Origin of the sequence: Agromyces sp. NPDC058064, from assembly GCF_042885275.1 — a bacterium.
Lineage (GTDB): Bacteria > Actinomycetota > Actinomycetes > Actinomycetales > Microbacteriaceae > Agromyces.
Genome location: NZ_JBHVSE010000003.1, coordinates 157,203 through 176,003 on the forward strand (window position 1 = coordinate 157,203; position 18,801 = coordinate 176,003).

The following is an 18,801-nucleotide window of genomic DNA, read 5'->3' on the forward strand; positions in this document are numbered from 1 at the left end:
CCCGCGGCATCCGTCTCGATGTGTGCAGGGTCAGGCGAGCAGCTTCGCCTTCGCGGCCGCGAACTCGTCGGCCGAGAGGATGCCCTGCTGCTGCAGGGCGGCGAGCTTCTGCAGCTCGGCGACGACGTCGACGCCGCCGGCCGGGGCAGCCGGAGCCGCGGCCTGCTGCTGCGCCGCCTGCTGCGCCGCCGCCTGCTGCGCGTACGCCTGCTGCTGCTCGTACTGCTGCTGCTGCTCGTACTGCTGCGCGTCGTACTTCTGCTGCGCGCGCTCGTTCTGACGGCGGGCGACGTTGCCGGAGACCGCCGTCGCGGTGCCTGCGACGACCGCCGTGCGCGCCGCCATCCCGATGAGACCCGGGCGACCCATACGTCCCAGAGGCATGATCAGCCTTCCTCCCCGCTCGCCTCGGCGAGCAACTGGTTCACGACCGGCGCGGGAATGCGCTCGGTCGACAGCACCACGCCGCCGCCTTCGGCGAAACGCGATGCGAGCTTCTTGGCCCAGAGCAGCTCGAACGCCGCGAGCGCGGCCGAGGTGCCCGGGGGGATGAGCTCGGCGAAGTCGTCGACGTCCTCAGCGCCGACGAGCCCCGACTGCTCGAGTTCGAGCACGCCGAAGCCGTACGACTCGCCCTCGTCCTCGATCTCGACGATGCGCACCGAGCCGTCGGGCTCGCGCGAGACGATCACGAGGTCGAGCAGGCGCACCTCGCCGCCCTCGACCAGCTCTTCGAGCGCCTCGACCGTGCCCGGATCGAGCCGGTCCCCCTCGAACCCCACCAGATACAGCTCCACCGGGCCGTATGCGAACTCCGCCATGATTCCCCTTGGCTCGAACGATGGCGGCCGGCGGTCGCCGACCACACATCCGAAGACTAACCCCGGCCCGTCGGGCGGCGCCAGAGCCGAGCGGCCCCGATTCGGGGGCGAATTCGCGAGCCCGGTCCGTCGCTCGCCTCCGGCCGCCTCCGCCCGGCGCGCCGACCCTTCCCCGCCGCACCCGCGGCGGGTAGCGTCGGAAGGGTGCGGCAGCGCCGCGCGGGTACATCGACGAGGGGAAGGCGTTCCATGTCCGCAGAATTCAGGGGAAAGATCGAGTTGGATGTGCGCGACTCGGTCGCGGACTGGGCTCCGTACGCGCAGCCGAAGGCGCCCGAGGGAGCGCCGAACATCCTGGTCATCCTCTACGACGACACCGGCATGGCCTCGTGGTCGCCGTACGGCGGCCGCATCAACATGCCGACCCTCGACCGGCTCGCCGAGAACGGGCTCACCTACACCCAGTGGCACACGACGGCGCTGTGCTCGCCGACCCGCTCGACGTTCCTGACCGGGCGCAACCACCACGCGAACGGCATGGGCGTGATCATGGAGGCGACGAACGGCTTCCCGGGCGCGTCCGGCTACATCCCCGCCGAGTGCGCGACCATCGGCCAGGTGCTCCAGCAGAACGGCTATTCGACGTTCTGGCTCGGCAAGAACCACAACGTCCCCGAGGAGGACGTCTCGGCCGGCGGTTCGAAGGCGCAGTGGCCGCTCGCGATGGGCTTCGATCGCTTCTACGGGTTCCTCGGCGGCGAGACCAACAACTGGTACCCCGACCTCGTCGAGGACAACCGGTTCATCGAGCAGCCCTACTCGCCCGAAGACGGCTACCACCTCTCGAAGGACCTCGCCGACCAGGCGATCCGCATGATCCGCGACCAGAAGTCGTCGAACCCCTCGAAGCCGTGGTTCACGTGGTTCTGCCCCGGCGCGAACCACGCTCCCCACCACTCGCCGCAGGAGTACATCGACAAGTACGCGGGCAAGTTCGACGACGGCTACGACGCGTACCGCACGTGGGTGCTCGAGCGCATGGTCGAACGCGGCGTCATGCCCGAGGGCACCGACCTCACGCCGTTCAACCCGCTGCCCGACGACCAGGCCAACGCCGCCGACTACGTCAAGCCGTGGGACTCGCTCTCCGACGACGAGAAGCGGCTCTTCAGCCGCATGGCCGAGGTCTTCGCGGGCTTCAGCGAGTACACCGACGCGCAGATCGGCCGCGTCGTCGACTACCTCGAGGCCTCGGGGCAGCTCGAGAACACGCTCATCTTCTACTGCGCCGACAACGGCGCCTCGGGCGAGGGCTCGCCCGACGGCTCGGTCAACGAGAACAAGTTCTTCAACGGGTTCCCCGACGACCTCGCCGAGAACCTCGCGAAGATCGACGTGCTCGGCGGCCCCGAGACCTACAACCACTACCCGACCGGCTGGGCCGCCGCGTTCTCGACGCCGTTCCAGATGTTCAAGCGCTACTCGCAGTTCTCGGGCGGCACCTGCGACCCGATGATCATCCACTGGCCGGCGGGCATCTCGGCCAAGGGCGAGATCCGGCACCAGTACCACCACTCGACCGACATCGTCGCGACGATCCTCGACGTCATCGGCATCGAGTTCCCCGAGGTGTTCCGCGGAGTGAAGCAGCGGCCGCTCGACGGCGTCTCGATGAAGTACAGCTTCGACGCCGAGCCCGACGGCCCGACCGAGAAGCACGTGCAGTACTACACGATGATCGGCACGCGCGGCATCTGGAAGGACGGCTGGAAGGCGGCGAGCATCCACGCGCCGCTCACCGGGCACGGGAAGTTCGACGAGGACCGCTGGGAGCTCTACCACGTCGACGTCGACCGCTCCGAGTCGAAGGACCTCGCGGCCGAGCACCCCGAGAAGCTCAAGGAGCTCATCGACCTCTGGTTCTCCGAGGCCGAGCGCAACCACGTGCTGCCGCTCGACGACCGGTCGGCTCGCGAGCAGCTCACGATCGAGCGCCCGCAGTCCGAGGCGCCCCGCACGCGCTACGTCTACTACCCCGACACGGGTGCGGTCGCCGAGAGCGTGGCGGTCAACGTGCGCGGCCGCTCGTTCAAGATCATCGCCGACGTCGAGGTCGAGGCCGGCACGCAGGGCGTGCTCTTCGCCCACGGGTCGCGCTTCGGCGGGCACTCGCTGTTCATCAAGGACGGCAGGCTCAACTACGTGTACAACTTCCTCGGCATCCCGCCCGAGCAGACGTTCACGTCGGAGCAGCTGACGCCGGGCAAGCACGCACTCGGCATGGAGTTCGTCCGCGAGAGCGCGGGCGAGCACGGCGAGTCGGTGGGCACCTGCAAGCTCTACGTCGACGACCAGGTCGTCGCCGAAGGGCCGATGCGGTCGCAGATCGGCAAGTTCACGCTCTGCGGCGACGGCCTCTGCGTCGGCTACGACAGCGGCGACGCGGTGAGCAGCCAGTACACCGACTCCTTCCCGTTCTCGGGCGGCAAGCTGCTCGGCGTCGCGGTCGACGTGAGCGAGGAGCAGTACCTCGACCTCGAGCTCGAGGCGCTCGCCGCCTTCGCGCGCGAGTAGTCGCACCACGAACACGGATGCCTCGGCGAGCAGCTGCTCGCCGGGGCATCCGTCGTTCGGGGAAGTCGGAAGGCCGCTCCGACCGGGTCAGCGCTCTGCGGTGTCGTCGGCCTTCCCGGCCTTCTCGGCGGTGTGCTCGGCGCGGACGGTCGCGTGCTCCTGCTTCTTCTCCTCGCGGCGCTGCATGCGCGCGACCTTCGCCTCCGCGTCGATCATGCTCATCTCGCGCTTCGCGTCGTCGACCTCGCCGAGCGCCGGCAGCACCCACGCGATCGCCGGGTTCGTGTCGACGAGCAGCATGCGCATGAGCAGCGTCAGCGGCACGGCGAGGATGGCGCCCATCGGCCCGAGGATGATGGCCCAGACGAGCACGGACGCGAAGGTGAGCGACTGGCTGAGCGAGACCGCATTGCCGACGATCCGCGGCTGGATGACCGACTGGATCACGGCGTTGATGACGCCGTACACGACGATCACGGCGACGACCATCGGCCAGCCGCCGACGAGCGCGCCGAACACGAGCGGCGGGATCAGGGCGATGAAGTACCCGATGTTCGGGATGAAGCTGCAGAGGAACGACAGCATGCCCCAGAGGGCCGCGCCGGGGATGCCGAGGAGCGCGAGCGCGATCCAGTTGATGATGCCCTGCGCGACGCCCAACCCGGTCGTTGCGACCATGTAGCGGCGCACGCCGTCGGCGAAGCGCACGAGGCCGGTGGCGACCTCGGGTCGCTTGCGCCCGATGCCGGCGACGACCGTCGGAACGTACGACGAGTCGAACGTGATGAGCATGAGCATGGTCAGCAGGATCACGGCGAACGAGATGAATCCGGCCGCACCCCCGAGCAGGCCGCTCACGAAGCCGCCGATCGCGTTGACGATGTCGGCCGGGTTGAACGACCCCAGCATCGCGTTGATCTGCTCCTGTCCGACGCCGAGACTCGAGAGCCACGACTCGATCGTGTTGGCCCACGTCTCGAACTCCGGCAGGTAGTCGGGCAGGAGGGTTGCGAACTGCGCGAACGAGATGATCAGCAGGAACACGAAGCCGCCGAGCAGCAGCACGACCGTGACGAGCACGACCAGGGTCGAGATGCCGCGCGACACCCCGCGCCGCTCCAGACCGCGACGAACCGGGTGCACGCAGATCACGAGCACGAGCGCCAGGAAGATCGCGGAGAAGATGTCGCGCATGGCCGCGATGCCGAACAGCGTGATGACGAGCCCGGCGAGCCCCATCAGCAGGAAGGCGTTGCGGTGCGGAATCGGCGGCGTCATGGTCACCCGCGCCTCGCCCGCGGGCGGCTGGGCGGCCTGCTCTCGCTTCTTGTTCCACCACATGGGTTCCTCCTCGATTCCGGTACCAGTATCGGGGCCCGACGGCTGCCCGTCATCGTGTTTCTCGGGTGATCCGTCATCCTCCGTCGGCGTCGCCCTGCGGCGCGGTCGCGACGTCGGCGGGCGACGCCTCGGTCGGCTGCGCCTCGGCGGTGAGCGCGCGGACCGGCTCCTGACCGGTGGGCAGGGACGCGTCGTCGGCGCCCGACAGCCGAGCGAGCGTGCGCATGCGCGGGTCGCCGTCGATGAAGAGCGCCCGCACGAGCAGCGTCAGCGGGATGCAGAGGATCGCACCGATCGGCCCGATCACGAACGCCCAGAACGCGACCGAGAAGAAGGTGAGCGTCAGGCTCAGGCCGACCGCGTCGCTCACGAACTTCGGCTGCACGAGCACCTGCAGCACGACGTTGATGATGCAGTAGATCGCGATCACGATCAGCATGAGCGGCCAGCCGCCGATGACGAGCGCGAGGATCGCCGGCGGGATGAGGCCGATCACGAACCCGATGTTCGGGATGAAGTTCGTGACGAAGGCGAGGATCGCCCACACGATCGGGATCGGGATGCCGACCGCCCACAGCAGCAGGCCGTCGAGCACGGCGACGATCGCGCCGAACGTCGCGTTGACGACGTAGTAGCGGCGCACACCGCCGAAGTAGCGGCGGGCGATGCCGTCGCTGGTCTCGTCGCCGAAGATCCGGGTGGATGCCGCGCCAGCGGCCGCACGGAACCGCGCCCCGTCGACCGCCATGAAGATCACGTAGGCGAGCACGAAGAAGAACGCCGCAGCGAGGCCGAGCACCCAGTCGGCGACGCCGACGGCGGCCTGCCCGAGGACGGCGGGGTCGAGCCATCCCGATGCGGTCTCCGCCGAGGGCGCCGAGAAGCCGAGCGCCTGCAGCGAGGCGAGCACCCCGTCGGCGGTGTCGGCGAGCTCGTCGGCGTAGTCGGGCAGCATGCCCACGAACTGCGCGGCGGCGTACACGAGCATGACGGCGAGCACCGCGAGGATGAGGTAGCTCACGACGATGACGGCCGTCGAGGCCAGCCACACGGGCCAGCCTGCGCGCTCGAGCGGACGCCGCACGGGGTAGGAGATGATCACGACGACCGCGGCGACCGCGGCCGGGGCGAGCAGGTCGCGGGCGAACCACACGCCGGCGAACACGACGACCGCGGCGGCGAGCGTCAGCAGCGTGCGCGTGCCCGGTGCCAGGGCCGTCCGCGAGGCATCCATCTAGAAGTTCCCGATGCCCTTGCCGATCATGACGACGCCGATGACGAGCAGCAGCACGGCCATGACCGTCGCGTTGTTGTGCACGAGCCACTGGCGCAGCGACTCGAGCGGTCGGGCCATCTGCTTCGACGCGAGCAGGTAGCCGATCACCGGGATCGCGACCGAGCACGCGGCGATGAGCACGAAGACGACGATCGCGATCGTCTGCTCGCCGCCCGAGAGGCCGGCCGAGCCGATCGCGACGCCCGCGCCGACGCCCATGATGAGGTTCTTCGGGTTGACCGCCGAGAGCAGGAACCCGAGTCCGAGGCCCTTGCCGAACGTCATCTGGTCGATCGCCGACATCCACTTCGGCATCGTCGGCTCCTCGTCGCCCTTGGGGCGGCTGCGCCACTGCTTCACGGCGAGCAGCAGCAGGAGCGCGCCGAGGAGCAGCTTGATGGTGCCCGCGACGGGCTTCGAGGCATCCGAATCGCTCTCGGGGATGACGCCGGCCAGCAGGGTGAACAGCACCACCGCGACGACGATGCCGAGCACCCACCCGATCAGGAAGCCGACGCTCGTGCCCTTCGCCTTCGGCGAGAGGAGCATGAGGATCGCCGCGATGATCGGGATCGGGCTGATCGCGATGCCGACGGCGAGCGGGAGGATGTCTCCGATGACGCTGCCCATGGTCAGTTCTCCTTCTTCCGCTTACTGCTTGACGATCTCGGGGATGCGCCAGCTGCCGTCGAACCAGGGCTCGAGCGGGCCGTAGAGACGCACGATCGGGAACCAGCTCTTGCCGGGAAGGGTCTCGACCCAGTTGGACTCCCTGCCGGCCGGCGCCTCGGGGCCGAAGTGCAGCACGTAGCTGCCGTCGGCCTCGGCCTGCACGGTGCCCTCGAGGCTCGAGAGGGCGGGGTACGGCGTCGACGGCACCTGGAGCAGCGAACGGGTCTGCGTGTCGTAGACGTCGACCGACCAGAAGTTCTTCGCCGGCGGGTTCGCCGGGATGGTGAGCGAGTACGTCGCGCCGCCGTCGAGCACCCGGCCGTCGGCGTCCTCGGCCGTGTACGCGTACGCGGATCCCGCCCCGACCTGCGCGTGCGCCATCGCCGGGGTGATCACCGTCGCGAAGTAGTGGAACTGCGTGCGCGCGTCGAGCATGCGGGCGCCGTTGTGGAGGAACTCGTAGCTGCCGCCGACGAAGGCGTTCTTCCACGAGTTGCCCTCCCAGAAGAACGCGGCGGGGTCGCGCGGCTTGTAGACGAGCGCACGCGAGATCGCGGCGCCGAGCTTCGCACCCTCGTCGAGCAGGCGCCGGCGACGGTCGTCGGGGGCGAAGGCCGTGCCGTGCGCGATGCCGAGCCCGGCGAGCTGCCCGGCCCGCTCGACGTCGAGCGCCTCGGCGGGCTCCTCCTGGATGAGCTCGTCGATCTCGTTGAAGAAGTCGAAGTCGTTCGAGTGCACGCTGTTGAACTTCGCGCCCGCGATGTTCACGAACGTCGTCTCGCGCGGGGCCGCGGCCTCGGCGAGCGGGTAGATCCGCGACTGCTTCATCGCGGGCACGCCCCCGAGCGCACGCAGCACGACCCAGTTCGTGTACGTCGGCGACTCGTACGTGAAGTAGCCGTCGGGCCGCTCGCCGTCGTAGCCCGGCGGAAGGAAGAGGTACTTGCCCCCGGCGCCCTTGTCGGGCCCGGCGATGCCCATGTCGGCGACGTAGCGGAACCAGAAGTCGTCGACGACGCAGAGCGACTGCGGCGGCGCCTCGATCACCGTCGACCCCCAGGCCTTGAGGTCGAGGAAGGTCGTGCCGTACGTCGTCTCGGTGTTCGGCGTCAGGAAGATGCTGCCCGAGTCGGCCCGCGGGTCGGTGAATCCGACCGTGCCGGGCTCGGTGATGCCGGCGGCTCGCAGCCCCCGGCGCATGGCGACGAGCGACGCCCCGGGAATCGTGTTGAGGTACGCCTCGGCCGCCCGCATGAGGTCGAGCGCGTCGTAGATCTTGTCGACGGATGCCTCGCGCGGAACGCCGTCGAAGAGCTCGAGCCGCCCGAACGGCGTGTCGATCTCGTCGGGCGTGCTCACCCGCCTGATCGCCTCGGCGAGCTCGTCGGCGCTCATGCTGGTGGCCTGGTGGTCGGTCATGCATCCCCCTTCATCGGTACCAGCGCCGCGAGGGCGGCGCGGTTCGTCTCGTAGACGTCGTGGTCGCCGAGCAGGTCGAGCTTGTCGAGCCGGCGCCGCGCGTCGGCGCGCACCCTGCTGAACGACAGCTCGATCTGCTCGCGCTCGAGCCAGGTGAGCAGCGCCTCGAAGCTCTCGGCGCCCGTGACGTCGACGTCGGTCACCGCCTCCATGTCGATGACGACGTGGCGGACCGGGCCGTTGCCCGCGGCGGTCGCACGCCGGACCGCCTTCTTCACGGCGTCGTCGAAGACCGAGCCGTTGGCGAAGAACAGCGGAGCCGCGAGTCGCACGACGATGACGCCGGGCGCGGTGACCTCGCCCTTCGGCGCCTCGTCGAGGAGCGAGTCGCGGGGCTCCCCGCTCGATTCGAGCACGTCGATGGCCGGGTTGGCGGCGCGCTTGGCGAGGTTGATGAGCGCCAGCACGAACGCGACGAGGATGCCGGGGATCGAGCCGATGAACAGCGTGACCAGGAAGCAGACGGCGCCGACCCCGAACTCGAAGCGGTCGGCCCGCCAGAGCTGGGCGAACTCCTTGACGCCGAGGAGCGGCAGGATCGCGACGCCCACGATCGCGCCGATCGCCGGCGAGGGGATGTCGGCCAGCAGCGCCGTGCCGAACAGCAGGAGCAGCAGGGTGCCGACCGCGAGCACGAGCGAGGGCAGCTGGGTGCGCGAGCCCGCCTGGTCCATCGCCGCGGTGCGCGACGTCGACGATCCGACCGCGAAGCTGCCCGAGGCGCCGGCCGCGATGTTGCCGAGCCCGAAGGCGAAGAGATCGCGGTTGGGACTCGTCGCGTACCCGCGCTTCTCGCCGTAGGAGCGCGACACCAGCAGCCCCTCGGCGGTGGTCACGAGCGTGAGCGCCATGGCCGACGGGATGAGCGCGAGCCACATCGTCCAGTCGATGATCGGCCAGGTGATCGCCGGCGGCCCTGCGGGCACCTCGCCGAGCACCGAGACGCCGAGGTCGTCGAGGTGCAGGAGCACGACCGCGAGGGTCGCCACGACGAGCACGACGAGCGCCCACGGCACCGCCTTGAGGTAGCGCTTGCCGAGCAGCAGCACCGCGACGGCGAGCACCGAGATCGTCAGCGAGACGGGGTTCGTCGTGCCGAGGCCGGTGACGAGGCCCGTGACCTTGTCGACGAACTCGCCGCCGGAGTCGATCTTGACGCCGAGCATCTTGGCGATCTGGCTCACGAGGATGTCGAGGGCGAGGCCGCCGACGAAGCCGACGAGGATCGGCTTCGAGAGGAAGTTCGCGAGGAACCCGAGCTTGAAGACCGCGAGCAGCAGGAACATGACGCCGCAGAGGATCGCCTGCGCGAGCGCGAGCGTCGCGTAGTCGGCGCTGCCGGCTGCGGCGAGCCCGCCGATCGAGCTCGCCACGAGCGCCGCGGCCGCCGCGTCGGGCGAGGCCACGAGCTGGCGGCTGGAGACGGCGAGCGCGTACACGATCGTCGGCACGATGAGCGCGTAGAGGCCGGCGGTCGGCGGCAGCCCCGCGATCTGCGCGTACCCGATGTTCAACGGGATCGCGATCGCGAGCAGGGTGACCCCCGCCGTGAGCTCGCGGACGAGATTGCGTCGGCTCAGTCCGGCCAGCGGCTTCTGCATCGGGCTCCTTCTCGACTCCATGGGACTACTGACGGGGCGACTCGGCGGGGGCGGGCGGGGTCGGGGCAGGAGCCTCGGGCGCCTCGAGCTCGAGCGCGGGCGCCTTGGTGACGATCAGCCACACCGGCACGATGATGAGGCACAGCAGCGGCAGCACGAGCGGGTCGCCGACGAGGATCGCCGCGACGAACAGCGCCATCCAGCCGTCCCGGGTGCCGACGAGCACCGTGCCGAGCACGCCCGAGGCGATCGCGAGCGACAGCGGCACGTCGGGGAAGAGCCCGTGGCCGACGAGTCCGATGGCGACGCCGACGAACACGATCGGGAAGATGCGCCCGCCCCTGAACCCCGCGCTGGCCGCGACGAGCAGGGCGATGAGCTTCACGACCGCGAACATCGCGAGTTGCGGCACGGTGTACGCACCGGGGTCGGAGATGAGCTCGCCCGTCTCCTCGAGGCCCTTGAACATCGTGATCGGGCCGCCGATCGCCCCGAGGACGCCGAGCACCAGACCGCCCAGCGTGGTGAACACGATCGGGTACTTGAGTGCGTGGAAGGCGCGATGCACGTACGGGAACGCCCAGGCGATCGCGATCGCCGCCACCGCGGCGACCGCCGCGATCAGGAACCCAGAGAGGAGGTCGAACCCGTCGACCTCCTTCATCGGTTCGACGTCGAACGCCAACGTCGGCGCGCCGAGGACGTGCATCGTGATCGCGCCCGCGCCCGCCGAGGCGAGCGGCAGGAACATGCGGTCCCAGAGCGAGCCGCCCGCCTTCACCGCGGCGACCATGCCGGTGAGCACCAGCGCGGCGCCGACGGGGGTGCCGAACAGCGCGCCGAGCGTGCCTGCGGCGGAGAGCAGCACGACGAGCCTCGGCGGAACGACGTTCGACAGGCGCGCGAGGGCCGCGACGGCGAGCGCGCCGTTGATCGCCATGATCGGGTTCTCGGGGCCGAGGCTCACGCCGCCGGCGAGGCCGATCACCACCGCGATGAGCAGGCTCGGCAGCACGGCGATCGGGGGCGGCGGCCCCTCGAGCCCGCCGATCGCGGAGTCGGGCCCGGCGTGCCCCGGCATGAACTGCGCGACGAGGCCGACCGCGGCCCCGACGAGGGTCATCATCAGGATGATCCACCACGGCGTCGAGCCGGTCGCGCCGACGAGCGCCGGAAGCTCGGTCCACAGCTGGTCCTGGAGCCACCCGGCGCCGACGTCGAGCAGCCACAGCACGAGCGCGGAGACCGCGCCGATCACGATCGCGGGAATGGAGAGGAGCGCGAGCTGCTTGACCGTCGGCGCGGCGGTGGGGTCGATCATCCGTGCTTCCTCAGAGTTCCATCGGCGGGGTGAGCGGGGCGGGCGGCAGGTCGCTCGTCACGACCGCGCGTACGCCGCGAGCGGCGAGCGCCGACGCGACCGAGTCGACCACCGCATCGGTCACGGCGACGCCGTGCTGGGGGTGATGCCAGTAGCGCACCCGGTACACGGCGCGTCCGGCGCCGAGGGTGATGGGCCGCAGCTGCACGCTCTCGTGACGGTGCACTCCCTTCGCCTCCTCGACGGCCTCGACGACGAGCGCTCGCACGGGGTCGGGAGCGGAGGCGTTCTCGGCGCCCGTGCCGGGCTCTCCCGGGTGCTCGATGCGGACCTCGATCTCGCTCCGCCTCGCGCCGTGCGCCGAGTTGTTGACGAATCGCTCCCCCAGGAGCTCCGAGTTGGGCACGTGCACCGTGCGTCCGTCGACCGTGCGGATGACGACCGAGCGCCCGTTGAGCTCGGTGACCGTGCCGACGAAGCCGCCGCTCTCGATCTCGTCGCCGACCGCGACCGGATGGCGGGTCTGCAGCACGACGCTCGCGGCGAAGTTGTCGGCGATCCCGCGCAGCACGAGCACGAGCACGACCCCGACGACGAGCGCGATCGCGAGCACCGGCTGCATCGAGGCGCCGAGGAAGCTCAGCGAGATGCCGATGCCGATGAGCCAGATGCCGTAGACGACGATGCGCTCCGCGAGGCGCTGCACGCCGACGGTGAGGTTGGGGACCCTGGCCAGCGCGGCTCGCACGCCTTTGCGGGCGAGCGAGGCCAGGAGCCAGGTCGCGAGCAGGGTCGCGACGATGCCTGCGATGCTCCAGCCGTTCAGCTCGAGCGACGCCCACACATCCCCCATGCGCACCTCCCCACGGCGAGGCTACCGCGACGCGGGGCGCCGGTGCGAGCGACCCGCGCGCCACGATTCCGCGCCACGCCGCGGGTCGTCACGTGCGGCAATCCCTGTGCTCGGGCCCGTGGTCACGCTAGTGTCGTGCTCAGGACGGTCACGGTCGGGGGGTACGACGTGAGTTCCTTCTCGCCCAACCCCTCTGAACGCGGGGCGTCTCGGCGTCGCAATCGGCGTCGCCCCCTCGTATCGAAGAAAGGCTCTTGATGAGCATCTGGGAGAATTTCTGGGACCTGATCTGGTGGTTCCTCTGGGCGTTCGCGTTCATCGCCTACCTGTTCGCACTCTTCGCGATCATCGGCGACCTGTTCCGCGACCAGAAGCTGAACGGCTGGTGGAAGGCGGTGTGGATCATCTTCCTGATCTTCGTGCCGTTCCTCACCGCGCTGATCTACCTGATCGCCCGCGGCAAGGGCATGGCCGAGCGCTCGGCTCGTGACGCGCGCGCCGCGCAGGCCGCGACCGACCAGTACATCCGCCAGACGGCCGGCACCTCGGCGAGCCCCTCCGACGAGATCGCCAAGGCCAAGGCACTCCTCGACTCGGGCTCGATCAACCAGCAGGAGTACGAGGCGCTCAAGGCGAAGGCGCTCTCGCACACCGCCTGATCCCTCGCAACGAACGAAGGGCCGGATGCCAGTGGCATCCGGCCCTTCGTCGTCGTCGCGCTACTCGGCGGGCGCCGACGGCGCGAGCGCCGCGGCGTCGGCCTCGGCCGCGCCCGACGCGCTCGCGGTGCGGAGGAACACGATGATCCAGCTGAAGATGAGGCAGGCGGCGACGAGCTCGACCGCGGTGAGATTGTAGTAGCCGGTCGCGAAGAAGATCGCGACGACGATGATGACGAGCACGTAGAGGTACCCGAGTCCGACGAACACCTTCGGCACGCTGCGGATGAACCACGGCAGCCCGATCACGATCACGGCGAAGCAGACCGCCATGCCGGTCGCGACGGTGTTGTGCACGGCGAAGAACTCGTCGACCGGGAAGATGCCGACGCACGCGAGGAAGATGCCGATCAGCACGAGTCCGACGCGCACGATGTCGCGGCCCCGCTTGTCGGGCGGAGTGCCGACCGGCAGGGTCGCCGTCGCGTAGCGCGCGACGATCGTGACGATCGCGCCGGCCACGATCAGGGTGACGTTGAACGCCATGGCCGAGATGTCGTTGGTCATGCCGAGCGCCGAGAGGTTCTCCTTCCACCAGTGCGGGTCGCTCGCCGAGAGCATGCTCGTGAGCGCGCCGACGACGAGGAACACGGCGAGCACGAGCGAGAGCAGCATCGGGGTCATCCGCGCCGAGGAGAGGAAGGCGACGTAGCCGGTGAGCGCGATCGCGACGGCGGCGAGCGCGATCGCCGGCAGCGTGAACACGACGGCGTCGCGGAAGCTCTGCTCGAGGACGGTCGACAGGGCCACCCAGCCGAGCAGTGCGATGACGGCGTGCGCGATCGCGAGGGCGGCGACGTCGAACCAGTGCAGTCGTGCGCCCGGCACCGACAGGCCCTGGCCGATCTCGCGACGCAGCGCGGCGTTCTCGGTGCGCCGGGCGAGCACGCGGCCGAGCACGAACGCGATCACCGCCGTCACGGCCGCGGCGATCGAGACGAACTCGCCGATCGACCCCGCGCCCGAGATGGGGAGGTCGCGCCCCCAGAACGCGATTCCGCTGACGATCCCGCCGACCACGAAGAACGCCGCACCGACGAGCAGCGCCGCCGATTCGAGCGACTCGACGTTCTGCGCGGAATGTCGCAGCGCCGCACCGACGGCGGCGGGGCGGTGCTCGGCGGGCGATGGGGCCTTGGTCGGGGTCTGAGTCACGCTGGTGCTCCGATCTCTCTGTCGGGCACCACTCTAGGGCTGGGGCTCACCCATCTGTGGGATCCAGCACCTCGAGCATCGAGCCCTGCACGAAACCCGCCCACTCGTACGCCGCACGGAGGTAGTCGTCCCTCGTCTCGGAGTCGACGTCGGGCTCGTCGTCGTCGGTGTCGTCGACGCCGACCCGCTCGGCGAGGATGAGCCGCAGGTCGGTGAGGAAGGTGAGCCAGCCCCACGCCTCGGACTGGTCGAGCTCGATCTCGACGAGCCCGCTCTCGGTCTGCGCGGCGGTCGCGTCGCGCACCCGCTGCGCGGCCTGCCGCTTGCCGTCGACGAGGCTCTCGCGGGTGTAGCGCGCGTACTCGGCTGAGGCCTCGGCGTCGTCGGGGTACGCGCTGGGCAGCAGCCGCCCGAGCGCGGGGTCGTCGGGCTCGCCGAGCAGCAGCACGGAGTCGACCTGGTCGGCGAGCTCGGAGAGGAGCATCGCCTCCTCGGTCTCGAGCACCAGCCGTACCCCCTCGCCGCCGCCCCCGCGGCCCGCGACGATCACCCGTCGCCCCTCACGACCGTCGCCTGCAGCCCGTAGCCGTGCATCGCCTGCACGTGCCGCTCCATCGCCTCGCGGTAGCCCGACGCGACGACCGCGCGCCCCTCGTGGTGGACGAGCAGCATGAGCCGCTCCGCCTCGTCGCGCGGATACCCGAAGTAGCTGCGGAAGACGTAGCTGACGTAGCTCATCAGGTTGATCGGGTCGTCCCACACGACGGCGCGCCACGGCACCTCTGCTGCACCTTGGGCGGCGAGGTCGAGGTCGAGCTCTTCGAGTGTCGCGGTCACCACTCCAGCCTGACACGTTTCTCGCCGAGCGAGTAGCGAAGCGTCTCGAGACCGCGGATGCCGGGCGCCGGGACGCGCCCCGCGCTACGCGACCGGCGCGGCGCGGCGCGAAGCGGTGATCGTGAACTTGGCGTTGCGCGCGATCTGCCGGGTCGGTCCGACCGTGCGTTCGAGCAGGGGCCGGTAGCGCAGGTGCGAGTTCCAGACGCACCAGAGCTCGCCACCGGGGGCGAGCACGCGGCCGGCGTCCGCGAAGAGGTGCGCGGCGATGCCCGTCGAGATCGCCGCCTCGCTGTGGAACGGCGGGTTCAGCACGATGAGCCGTTCGCTCGCGTCGGCGAAGCCCTCGAGCCCGTCGGCCTGCGTCACCTCGACGCGCGCGGCGACCCCATTCGCCTCGGCGGTGAGCCGGGCCGAGGCCGCCGCGGAGGCCGAGCGATCGGTGGCGGCGACGACGAGGCCCGGCCGCGTGCGGGCGAGCCGTGCCGCCACGACGCCGGTGCCACAGGCGAGATCGATCGCGTGCGCGGCATCCGGAACCGCGTCGCCGAGGTGCTCGAGCAGGAACCGCGTGCCGATGTCGATGCCGGTGCCCGCGAACACGCCGCCGTGCGCGACGACCTCGAGGCCCTCGGCCCCGTGGCGTTCCCGGCGCGGCCACGCGGGGGCCGACGTCCGCGCCGCGGGCCTGGCCTCCGAGGCGATGAGCACGCGCGACTTCTGGCGGGCGAGGCTCACGTCGACCCGGCCGAAGGAGCGGCCGAGCACCTCGTTCATCGCGAGGGTCATGTGCTTCAGCCGCCCGCCGGCGACGATCACGACATCGGATGCCGCGTGGCGGGCGACGAGCGCGGCCAGCTCGTCGAGCCGGTCGAGCGACCGCGGGAGCCGCACCAGCACGAGCCGCGCGCCGGCGACGAGCTCGGGGCCGAGCGGCAGCGAGGCGACCGCCTCGCCGAGCGCGAGCCGCTCGGCGTTGAGGTGGAGGGCGCGCTCGCCCGTCACGAGGTCCTGATGCACGCGGATCGGCCGCGCCGGGGTGGCGCCGAACGCGTCGGCCGCGGCGAGCGCGATCGCCCCGTACGCGTCGTCGAGGACGACGACGTCGTCGGGCGCGAGCGGCGGTGCGATCGCGGCGCCGCGCTCGGCGGCCTCGTCGATCAGCAGCCGATCGGCGGCGTCGGAGGCCTCGAGTCCCGGTCCTTCGACGTCGGGGTACCGCCGGAGGGCGCCGAGGTCGAAGGGCATGCACCAAGGGTACGCGGCGGGGCGCGCCCCGATTCCTGGGTGCGGCCCACGGCTCGGTTTGCTACCCTCGGCTCCGCATGCGGCGAGATCGGCACGGGGGCGACACTCGCGGCGGGCGTCGCGTCCGCCGCCCGTTCGGCGTACTCGCCGCGTTCGCGGTCTTCGGCCTCACCGCCACGGTCGCCGTCGCCCCGCTCACGAACCTCGAGACGATCCGCACCGCTGCGGCCGAGGGCCTCGCCCGCGACTCGGTCGCCGCCGCAGCGCAGCGCGTCAGCGTGGCACCGGGCACCGAGTCGACGGCGCTGTCGACCGAGTCGTACGTGGCCTCCACCGGCCCCGAGACGCTCATCGCGGGCGGCACCAACGTCGACTGGGCCAAGCTCGTCATCGTCGAGGGCGGGTGGCCGCTCACCGACGAGAACGTCACGTTCATGATGCGCTGGATGCGCCAGGAGAACGGCGCCGACAACTGGTGGAACCGCAACAACCCGCTGAACAACGGGCAGGGTTCGGGCGGCGGATCGGGACTCGGGAGCTACCCCACGCTCGTGGAGGCGGCCTATTACGCGGCCGAGAACCTCCGCTCCGGCCGCTATCCCGAGGTCGACGCCGCACTCGCCCGGGGCGACTCCGCCGAGGCGACCGCGCAGGCGATCTGGGCCTCGCCGTGGGCGTCGAGCCACTACGGCTACGGCACGCACTGGAGCTCGCGCCCGTACGAGGTCATCGAGGCGCCGGCCTCGGCGTGGGGTCGCTAGCGGCCCGACTCAGCCGGCGTACGGCGGTGCCGACGCCCTGCCCGCGAAGACCCGGCCGAAGAGCCACCACACGAGCCAGCCGAGGCCGACGGTGACGGCCAGTGCGCACAGCACGAAGACCGTGAGCGGGGCGGGATCTCCGCCGAAGAAGACGACACCGGTTCCGCCTTCGACGACCGCGGCGACGACGAAGGTCAGCACGAAGTAGACGGCGCCGTTCACGAACAGCTGGACGAGCAGTCCGATGCCGGCGGACGACCAGGTCACCGCGTGCGGGGCGGGATGGCCCCGGCGCCGCAGCGCGACGACGCTGCCGGCGATGCCGGCGGCGAAGGCGACGACGCCGAGCAGCACGGGGACGATGACGAGCCAGGGCTGCGCGGCGACCGCGCCGCCGCCGACGAGCGTGGTGAGGAACCCGACGATCGCGGCCCCGCCGAGCCCTCCTGCGACGAGGCCGACCACGACGAACACCGCGAGCACCACGACGAAGACGAGCGCGGGCAGCACGCCGATCGAGAAGCCGAGGGTCACGAGCGGCAGCGCCCAGGCTCCGACCGGCCCGGCCGATCGCACGGGCGCGCCGGGGCCCGACGGCGTCGCCGTGCCCGCCGCGACCGCCGAAGGTGCCGGCGGGACGCCGGTCATCCGCGCTCCAGCGGCCGCCAGACGACCACCGCGTTCTCGCGGCGCACCCGGGTGCCCGCCTTGAGGCTGATCACCTCGCCCGCCGAGCCGGCCGCGAAGACGCGCCGCCCGGGGCGGTTCAGCATCTCGTCGGCGAGCGCGCCCTCGAGCTCGCGCACTCGCGCGCGCAGGGTCGCGACCTCCTCCTCGAGCCCGAGCACCCGGCGGATGCCCTCGAGGCTCACGCCCTCGCTCGAGAGCTGCGCGATCTCGCGCAGCTGGACGACGTCGTGCATCGAGTAGCGCCGCGACTTGCCCGCCGTGCGGGTGGGCGAGACGAGACCGAGGCGGTCGTACTGCCGCAGCGTCTGCGGGTGCATGCCGGCGAGCTCGGCCGCGACGGAGATCACGAAGAGCGGGCTCCTCTCGTGCACCTCCATCACCTAGCCCTTCGCCCTGGCGAGCAGCTCGTCGCGCGGGTTCTCGTCGGGCAGTGCTGCGGCGAGCGCCTCGACGGCCGCCTGCGCGTCCTTCGAGAGGTGCGACGGCACCGCGATCTGGACCACGGCGAGCAGGTCGCCGGTGCCCTTCTTCGTCTCGACGCCGCGGCCCTTCACGCGCAGCACGCGTCCACTCGGCGTGCCGGGCGCGACGCGGAGCTTCACGGGGTCGCCGCCGAGCGTCGGCACCTGGATGGTCGCACCGAGCGCGGCCTCGGCGAAGGTCACCGGCACGGTGACGCGGAGGTTCAGGCCGTCGCGCTCGAAGACGGGGTGCTTGCGCACGTTGACGGTGAGGATGAGGTCGCCCGCCTCACCGCCGTCGGGCGAGGGGTGGCCCTTGCCGCGCAGCCGGATCTTCTGCCCGTCGGAGACGCCGGCGGGGATGCGCACCGTGATCGGCTTGCCCTCGGCCGTCTGCAGGGTGACCTGGTCGCCCTTGGTCGCGGTGATGAAGTCGAGCGTCGTCGTCGCGGTGACGTCGCGACCGGGAGTGGGGCCGCCGAACCCGCGGTAGCCGCCCGTCGACTGGCCGAACCGGCCGCCGCCGAAGAGCCCGCCGAGCAGGTCGTCGTAGTCGCCGCCCTGCTGGAAGGTGTACGACTGGCTGCGGCCGGCGCCGCCCTGGCCGAACATGCCGCCGAAGACGTCGTCGAATCCGCCGGCGCCGCCCGCACCGCCGGGCGCGGTGAATCGCGCGCCCGAGCCCATCGCCCGGATCGCGTCGTACTCCTTGCGCTGCTCGGGATCGGCGAGCACGGAGTGCGCCTCGCTGATCTCCTTGAACTTCGCCTCGGCGGCGGCGTCGCCGGCGTTGGAGTCGGGGTGGTACTTGCGCGCGAGCTTGCGGTAGACCTTCTTCAGCTCCGCGTCGCTCACGTCCTTGGAGACGCCGAGCACCTGGTAGAAGTCCTTGTCGAACCAGTCCTGACTGGCCATCGGCACCTCCTCTCTCTGAGTCTGTCTGAAACGGGTCCGGTGGTCGAGCAGCACGTCGCGCTACTCGACCACCGGGT

At 71.0% G+C, this 18,801-nt stretch carries 19 protein-coding genes; 3 read left to right on the plus strand and 16 right to left on the minus strand.

The window, feature by feature from the left end; translation table 11 throughout:
- Positions 1 to 30: 30 nt before the first annotated feature.
- Both ACFVSL_RS12415 and ACFVSL_RS12420 read right to left on the minus strand, forming a co-directional pair.
- Positions 31 to 384: an SHOCT domain-containing protein gene (locus tag ACFVSL_RS12415; RefSeq protein ID WP_386941284.1), complete on the minus strand. Its 354-nt coding sequence runs from the start codon at positions 382 to 384 to the stop codon at positions 31 to 33.
- Positions 385 to 386: 2 nt separating this feature from the next.
- The gene (locus tag ACFVSL_RS12420) at positions 387 to 821 is read right to left on the minus strand and encodes a DUF6325 family protein (protein WP_386941285.1); all 435 of its coding nucleotides are present in this window, start codon (positions 819 to 821) and stop codon (positions 387 to 389) included.
- Positions 822 to 1,070: 249 nt separating this feature from the next.
- Between ACFVSL_RS12420 and ACFVSL_RS12425 the strand changes: the two genes are divergently transcribed.
- Positions 1,071 to 3,395, plus strand: a complete 2,325-nt coding sequence (locus ACFVSL_RS12425) for an arylsulfatase (protein WP_386941286.1) — start codon at positions 1,071 to 1,073, stop codon at positions 3,393 to 3,395.
- An 87-nt stretch (positions 3,396 to 3,482) separates the two neighbouring features.
- Here the strand turns inward: ACFVSL_RS12425 and ACFVSL_RS12430 are convergent, their stop codons facing one another.
- From ACFVSL_RS12430 to ACFVSL_RS12460, 7 genes are all read right to left on the minus strand, one after another.
- The gene (locus tag ACFVSL_RS12430) at positions 3,483 to 4,736 is read right to left on the minus strand and encodes an AI-2E family transporter (protein ID WP_386941287.1); all 1,254 of its coding nucleotides are present in this window, start codon (positions 4,734 to 4,736) and stop codon (positions 3,483 to 3,485) included.
- A 73-nt stretch (positions 4,737 to 4,809) separates the two neighbouring features.
- Positions 4,810 to 5,970: an AI-2E family transporter gene (locus ACFVSL_RS12435; protein ID WP_386941288.1), complete on the minus strand. Its 1,161-nt coding sequence runs from the start codon at positions 5,968 to 5,970 to the stop codon at positions 4,810 to 4,812.
- Positions 5,971 to 6,642 carry a GAP family protein gene (locus tag ACFVSL_RS12440; protein ID WP_386941289.1) on the minus strand — a complete coding sequence of 224 codons (672 nt, stop codon included), beginning with the start codon at positions 6,640 to 6,642 and terminating at the stop codon, positions 5,971 to 5,973.
- Positions 6,643 to 6,663: 21 nt separating this feature from the next.
- Complete coding sequence (locus tag ACFVSL_RS12445; protein WP_386941290.1) at positions 6,664 to 8,103, minus strand: DUF1254 domain-containing protein; 1,440 nt, start codon at positions 8,101 to 8,103, stop codon at positions 6,664 to 6,666.
- Positions 8,100 to 9,764 carry a SulP family inorganic anion transporter gene (locus tag ACFVSL_RS12450; RefSeq protein ID WP_386941291.1) on the minus strand — a complete coding sequence of 555 codons (1,665 nt, stop codon included), beginning with the start codon at positions 9,762 to 9,764 and terminating at the stop codon, positions 8,100 to 8,102. Before ACFVSL_RS12450 ends, ACFVSL_RS12445 begins: the two co-directional genes overlap by 4 nt.
- 25 nt (positions 9,765 to 9,789) lie before the next feature.
- Entirely contained in the window at positions 9,790 to 11,085 is a 1,296-nt protein-coding gene (locus ACFVSL_RS12455; RefSeq protein ID WP_386941292.1) for an ion channel protein, read from the minus strand.
- A 10-nt stretch (positions 11,086 to 11,095) separates the two neighbouring features.
- The gene (locus ACFVSL_RS12460) at positions 11,096 to 11,938 is read right to left on the minus strand and encodes a mechanosensitive ion channel family protein (RefSeq protein WP_386941293.1); all 843 of its coding nucleotides are present in this window, start codon (positions 11,936 to 11,938) and stop codon (positions 11,096 to 11,098) included.
- Between the two features lie 257 nt (positions 11,939 to 12,195).
- Between ACFVSL_RS12460 and ACFVSL_RS12465 the strand changes: the two genes are divergently transcribed.
- Positions 12,196 to 12,597, plus strand: a complete 402-nt coding sequence (locus ACFVSL_RS12465; RefSeq protein ID WP_386941294.1) for an SHOCT domain-containing protein — start codon at positions 12,196 to 12,198, stop codon at positions 12,595 to 12,597.
- 60 nt (positions 12,598 to 12,657) lie between these two features.
- On the opposite strand, the gene ACFVSL_RS12470 is transcribed toward ACFVSL_RS12465, so the two are convergent.
- From ACFVSL_RS12470 to ACFVSL_RS12485, 4 genes are all read right to left on the minus strand, one after another.
- On the minus strand, positions 12,658 to 13,812 hold the full coding sequence (locus tag ACFVSL_RS12470) for a DUF998 domain-containing protein (RefSeq protein WP_386941295.1): 1,155 nt from the start codon (positions 13,810 to 13,812) through the stop codon (positions 12,658 to 12,660).
- A gap of 46 nt (positions 13,813 to 13,858) precedes the next feature.
- On the minus strand, positions 13,859 to 14,362 hold the full coding sequence (locus tag ACFVSL_RS12475) for a DUF2017 family protein (RefSeq protein WP_386941296.1): 504 nt from the start codon (positions 14,360 to 14,362) through the stop codon (positions 13,859 to 13,861).
- Positions 14,359 to 14,649: an ATP-dependent Clp protease adapter ClpS gene (clpS, locus tag ACFVSL_RS12480; protein WP_386941297.1), complete on the minus strand. Its 291-nt coding sequence runs from the start codon at positions 14,647 to 14,649 to the stop codon at positions 14,359 to 14,361. The genes ACFVSL_RS12475 and clpS overlap by 4 nt, the downstream gene beginning before the upstream one ends.
- An 84-nt stretch (positions 14,650 to 14,733) precedes the next feature.
- Positions 14,734 to 15,897: a class I SAM-dependent methyltransferase gene (locus tag ACFVSL_RS12485; protein WP_386941298.1), complete on the minus strand. Its 1,164-nt coding sequence runs from the start codon at positions 15,895 to 15,897 to the stop codon at positions 14,734 to 14,736.
- A gap of 77 nt (positions 15,898 to 15,974) precedes the next feature.
- Here ACFVSL_RS12485 and ACFVSL_RS12490 point away from each other — a divergent pair, with 77 nt between their 5' ends.
- The gene (locus ACFVSL_RS12490) at positions 15,975 to 16,658 is read left to right on the plus strand and encodes a hypothetical protein (RefSeq protein ID WP_386941299.1); all 684 of its coding nucleotides are present in this window, start codon (positions 15,975 to 15,977) and stop codon (positions 16,656 to 16,658) included.
- 9 nt (positions 16,659 to 16,667) lie between these two features.
- Here the strand turns inward: ACFVSL_RS12490 and ACFVSL_RS12495 are convergent, their stop codons facing one another.
- The 3 genes from ACFVSL_RS12495 to ACFVSL_RS12505 are packed head-to-tail and all read right to left on the minus strand — an operon-like array spanning position 16,668 to position 18,724.
- Positions 16,668 to 17,306, minus strand: coding sequence for a hypothetical protein (locus tag ACFVSL_RS12495; protein WP_386941300.1), 639 nt, complete (start codon positions 17,304 to 17,306; stop codon positions 16,668 to 16,670).
- A complete protein-coding gene (locus ACFVSL_RS12500) occupies positions 17,303 to 17,725 on the minus strand; it encodes a heat shock protein transcriptional repressor HspR (RefSeq protein WP_386941301.1) in 423 nt (140 codons plus the stop codon). Before ACFVSL_RS12500 ends, ACFVSL_RS12495 begins: the two co-directional genes overlap by 4 nt.
- 3 nt (positions 17,726 to 17,728) lie before the next feature.
- Positions 17,729 to 18,724: a DnaJ C-terminal domain-containing protein gene (locus ACFVSL_RS12505; RefSeq protein WP_386941302.1), complete on the minus strand. Its 996-nt coding sequence runs from the start codon at positions 18,722 to 18,724 to the stop codon at positions 17,729 to 17,731.
- Between the last annotated feature and the right edge of the window lie 77 nt (positions 18,725 to 18,801).

Bases quoted from the DNA above. Each gene is read 5' to 3' on its own strand.
- ACFVSL_RS12415 (WP_386941284.1), bottom strand. From the start codon at position 384: ATGCCTCTGGGACGTATGGGTCGCCCGGGTCTCATCGGGATGGCGGCG.
- ACFVSL_RS12420 (WP_386941285.1), bottom strand. From the start codon at position 821: ATGGCGGAGTTCGCATACGGCCCGGTGGAGCTGTATCTGGTGGGGTTC.
- ACFVSL_RS12425 (WP_386941286.1), top strand. From the start codon at position 1,071: ATGTCCGCAGAATTCAGGGGAAAGATCGAGTTGGATGTGCGCGACTCG.
- ACFVSL_RS12430 (WP_386941287.1), bottom strand. From the start codon at position 4,736: ATGTGGTGGAACAAGAAGCGAGAGCAGGCCGCCCAGCCGCCCGCGGGC.
- ACFVSL_RS12435 (WP_386941288.1), bottom strand. From the start codon at position 5,970: ATGGATGCCTCGCGGACGGCCCTGGCACCGGGCACGCGCACGCTGCTG.
- ACFVSL_RS12440 (WP_386941289.1), bottom strand. From the start codon at position 6,642: ATGGGCAGCGTCATCGGAGACATCCTCCCGCTCGCCGTCGGCATCGCG.
- ACFVSL_RS12445 (WP_386941290.1), bottom strand. From the start codon at position 8,103: ATGACCGACCACCAGGCCACCAGCATGAGCGCCGACGAGCTCGCCGAG.
- ACFVSL_RS12450 (WP_386941291.1), bottom strand. From the start codon at position 9,764: ATGCAGAAGCCGCTGGCCGGACTGAGCCGACGCAATCTCGTCCGCGAG.
- ACFVSL_RS12455 (WP_386941292.1), bottom strand. From the start codon at position 11,085: ATGATCGACCCCACCGCCGCGCCGACGGTCAAGCAGCTCGCGCTCCTC.
- ACFVSL_RS12460 (WP_386941293.1), bottom strand. From the start codon at position 11,938: ATGGGGGATGTGTGGGCGTCGCTCGAGCTGAACGGCTGGAGCATCGCA.
- ACFVSL_RS12465 (WP_386941294.1), top strand. From the start codon at position 12,196: ATGAGCATCTGGGAGAATTTCTGGGACCTGATCTGGTGGTTCCTCTGG.
- ACFVSL_RS12485 (WP_386941298.1), bottom strand. From the start codon at position 15,897: ATGCCCTTCGACCTCGGCGCCCTCCGGCGGTACCCCGACGTCGAAGGA.
- ACFVSL_RS12490 (WP_386941299.1), top strand. From the start codon at position 15,975: ATGCGGCGAGATCGGCACGGGGGCGACACTCGCGGCGGGCGTCGCGTC.
- ACFVSL_RS12495 (WP_386941300.1), bottom strand. From the start codon at position 17,306: ATGACCGGCGTCCCGCCGGCACCTTCGGCGGTCGCGGCGGGCACGGCG.
- ACFVSL_RS12500 (WP_386941301.1), bottom strand. From the start codon at position 17,725: ATGGAGGTGCACGAGAGGAGCCCGCTCTTCGTGATCTCCGTCGCGGCC.
- ACFVSL_RS12505 (WP_386941302.1), bottom strand. From the start codon at position 18,724: ATGGCCAGTCAGGACTGGTTCGACAAGGACTTCTACCAGGTGCTCGGC.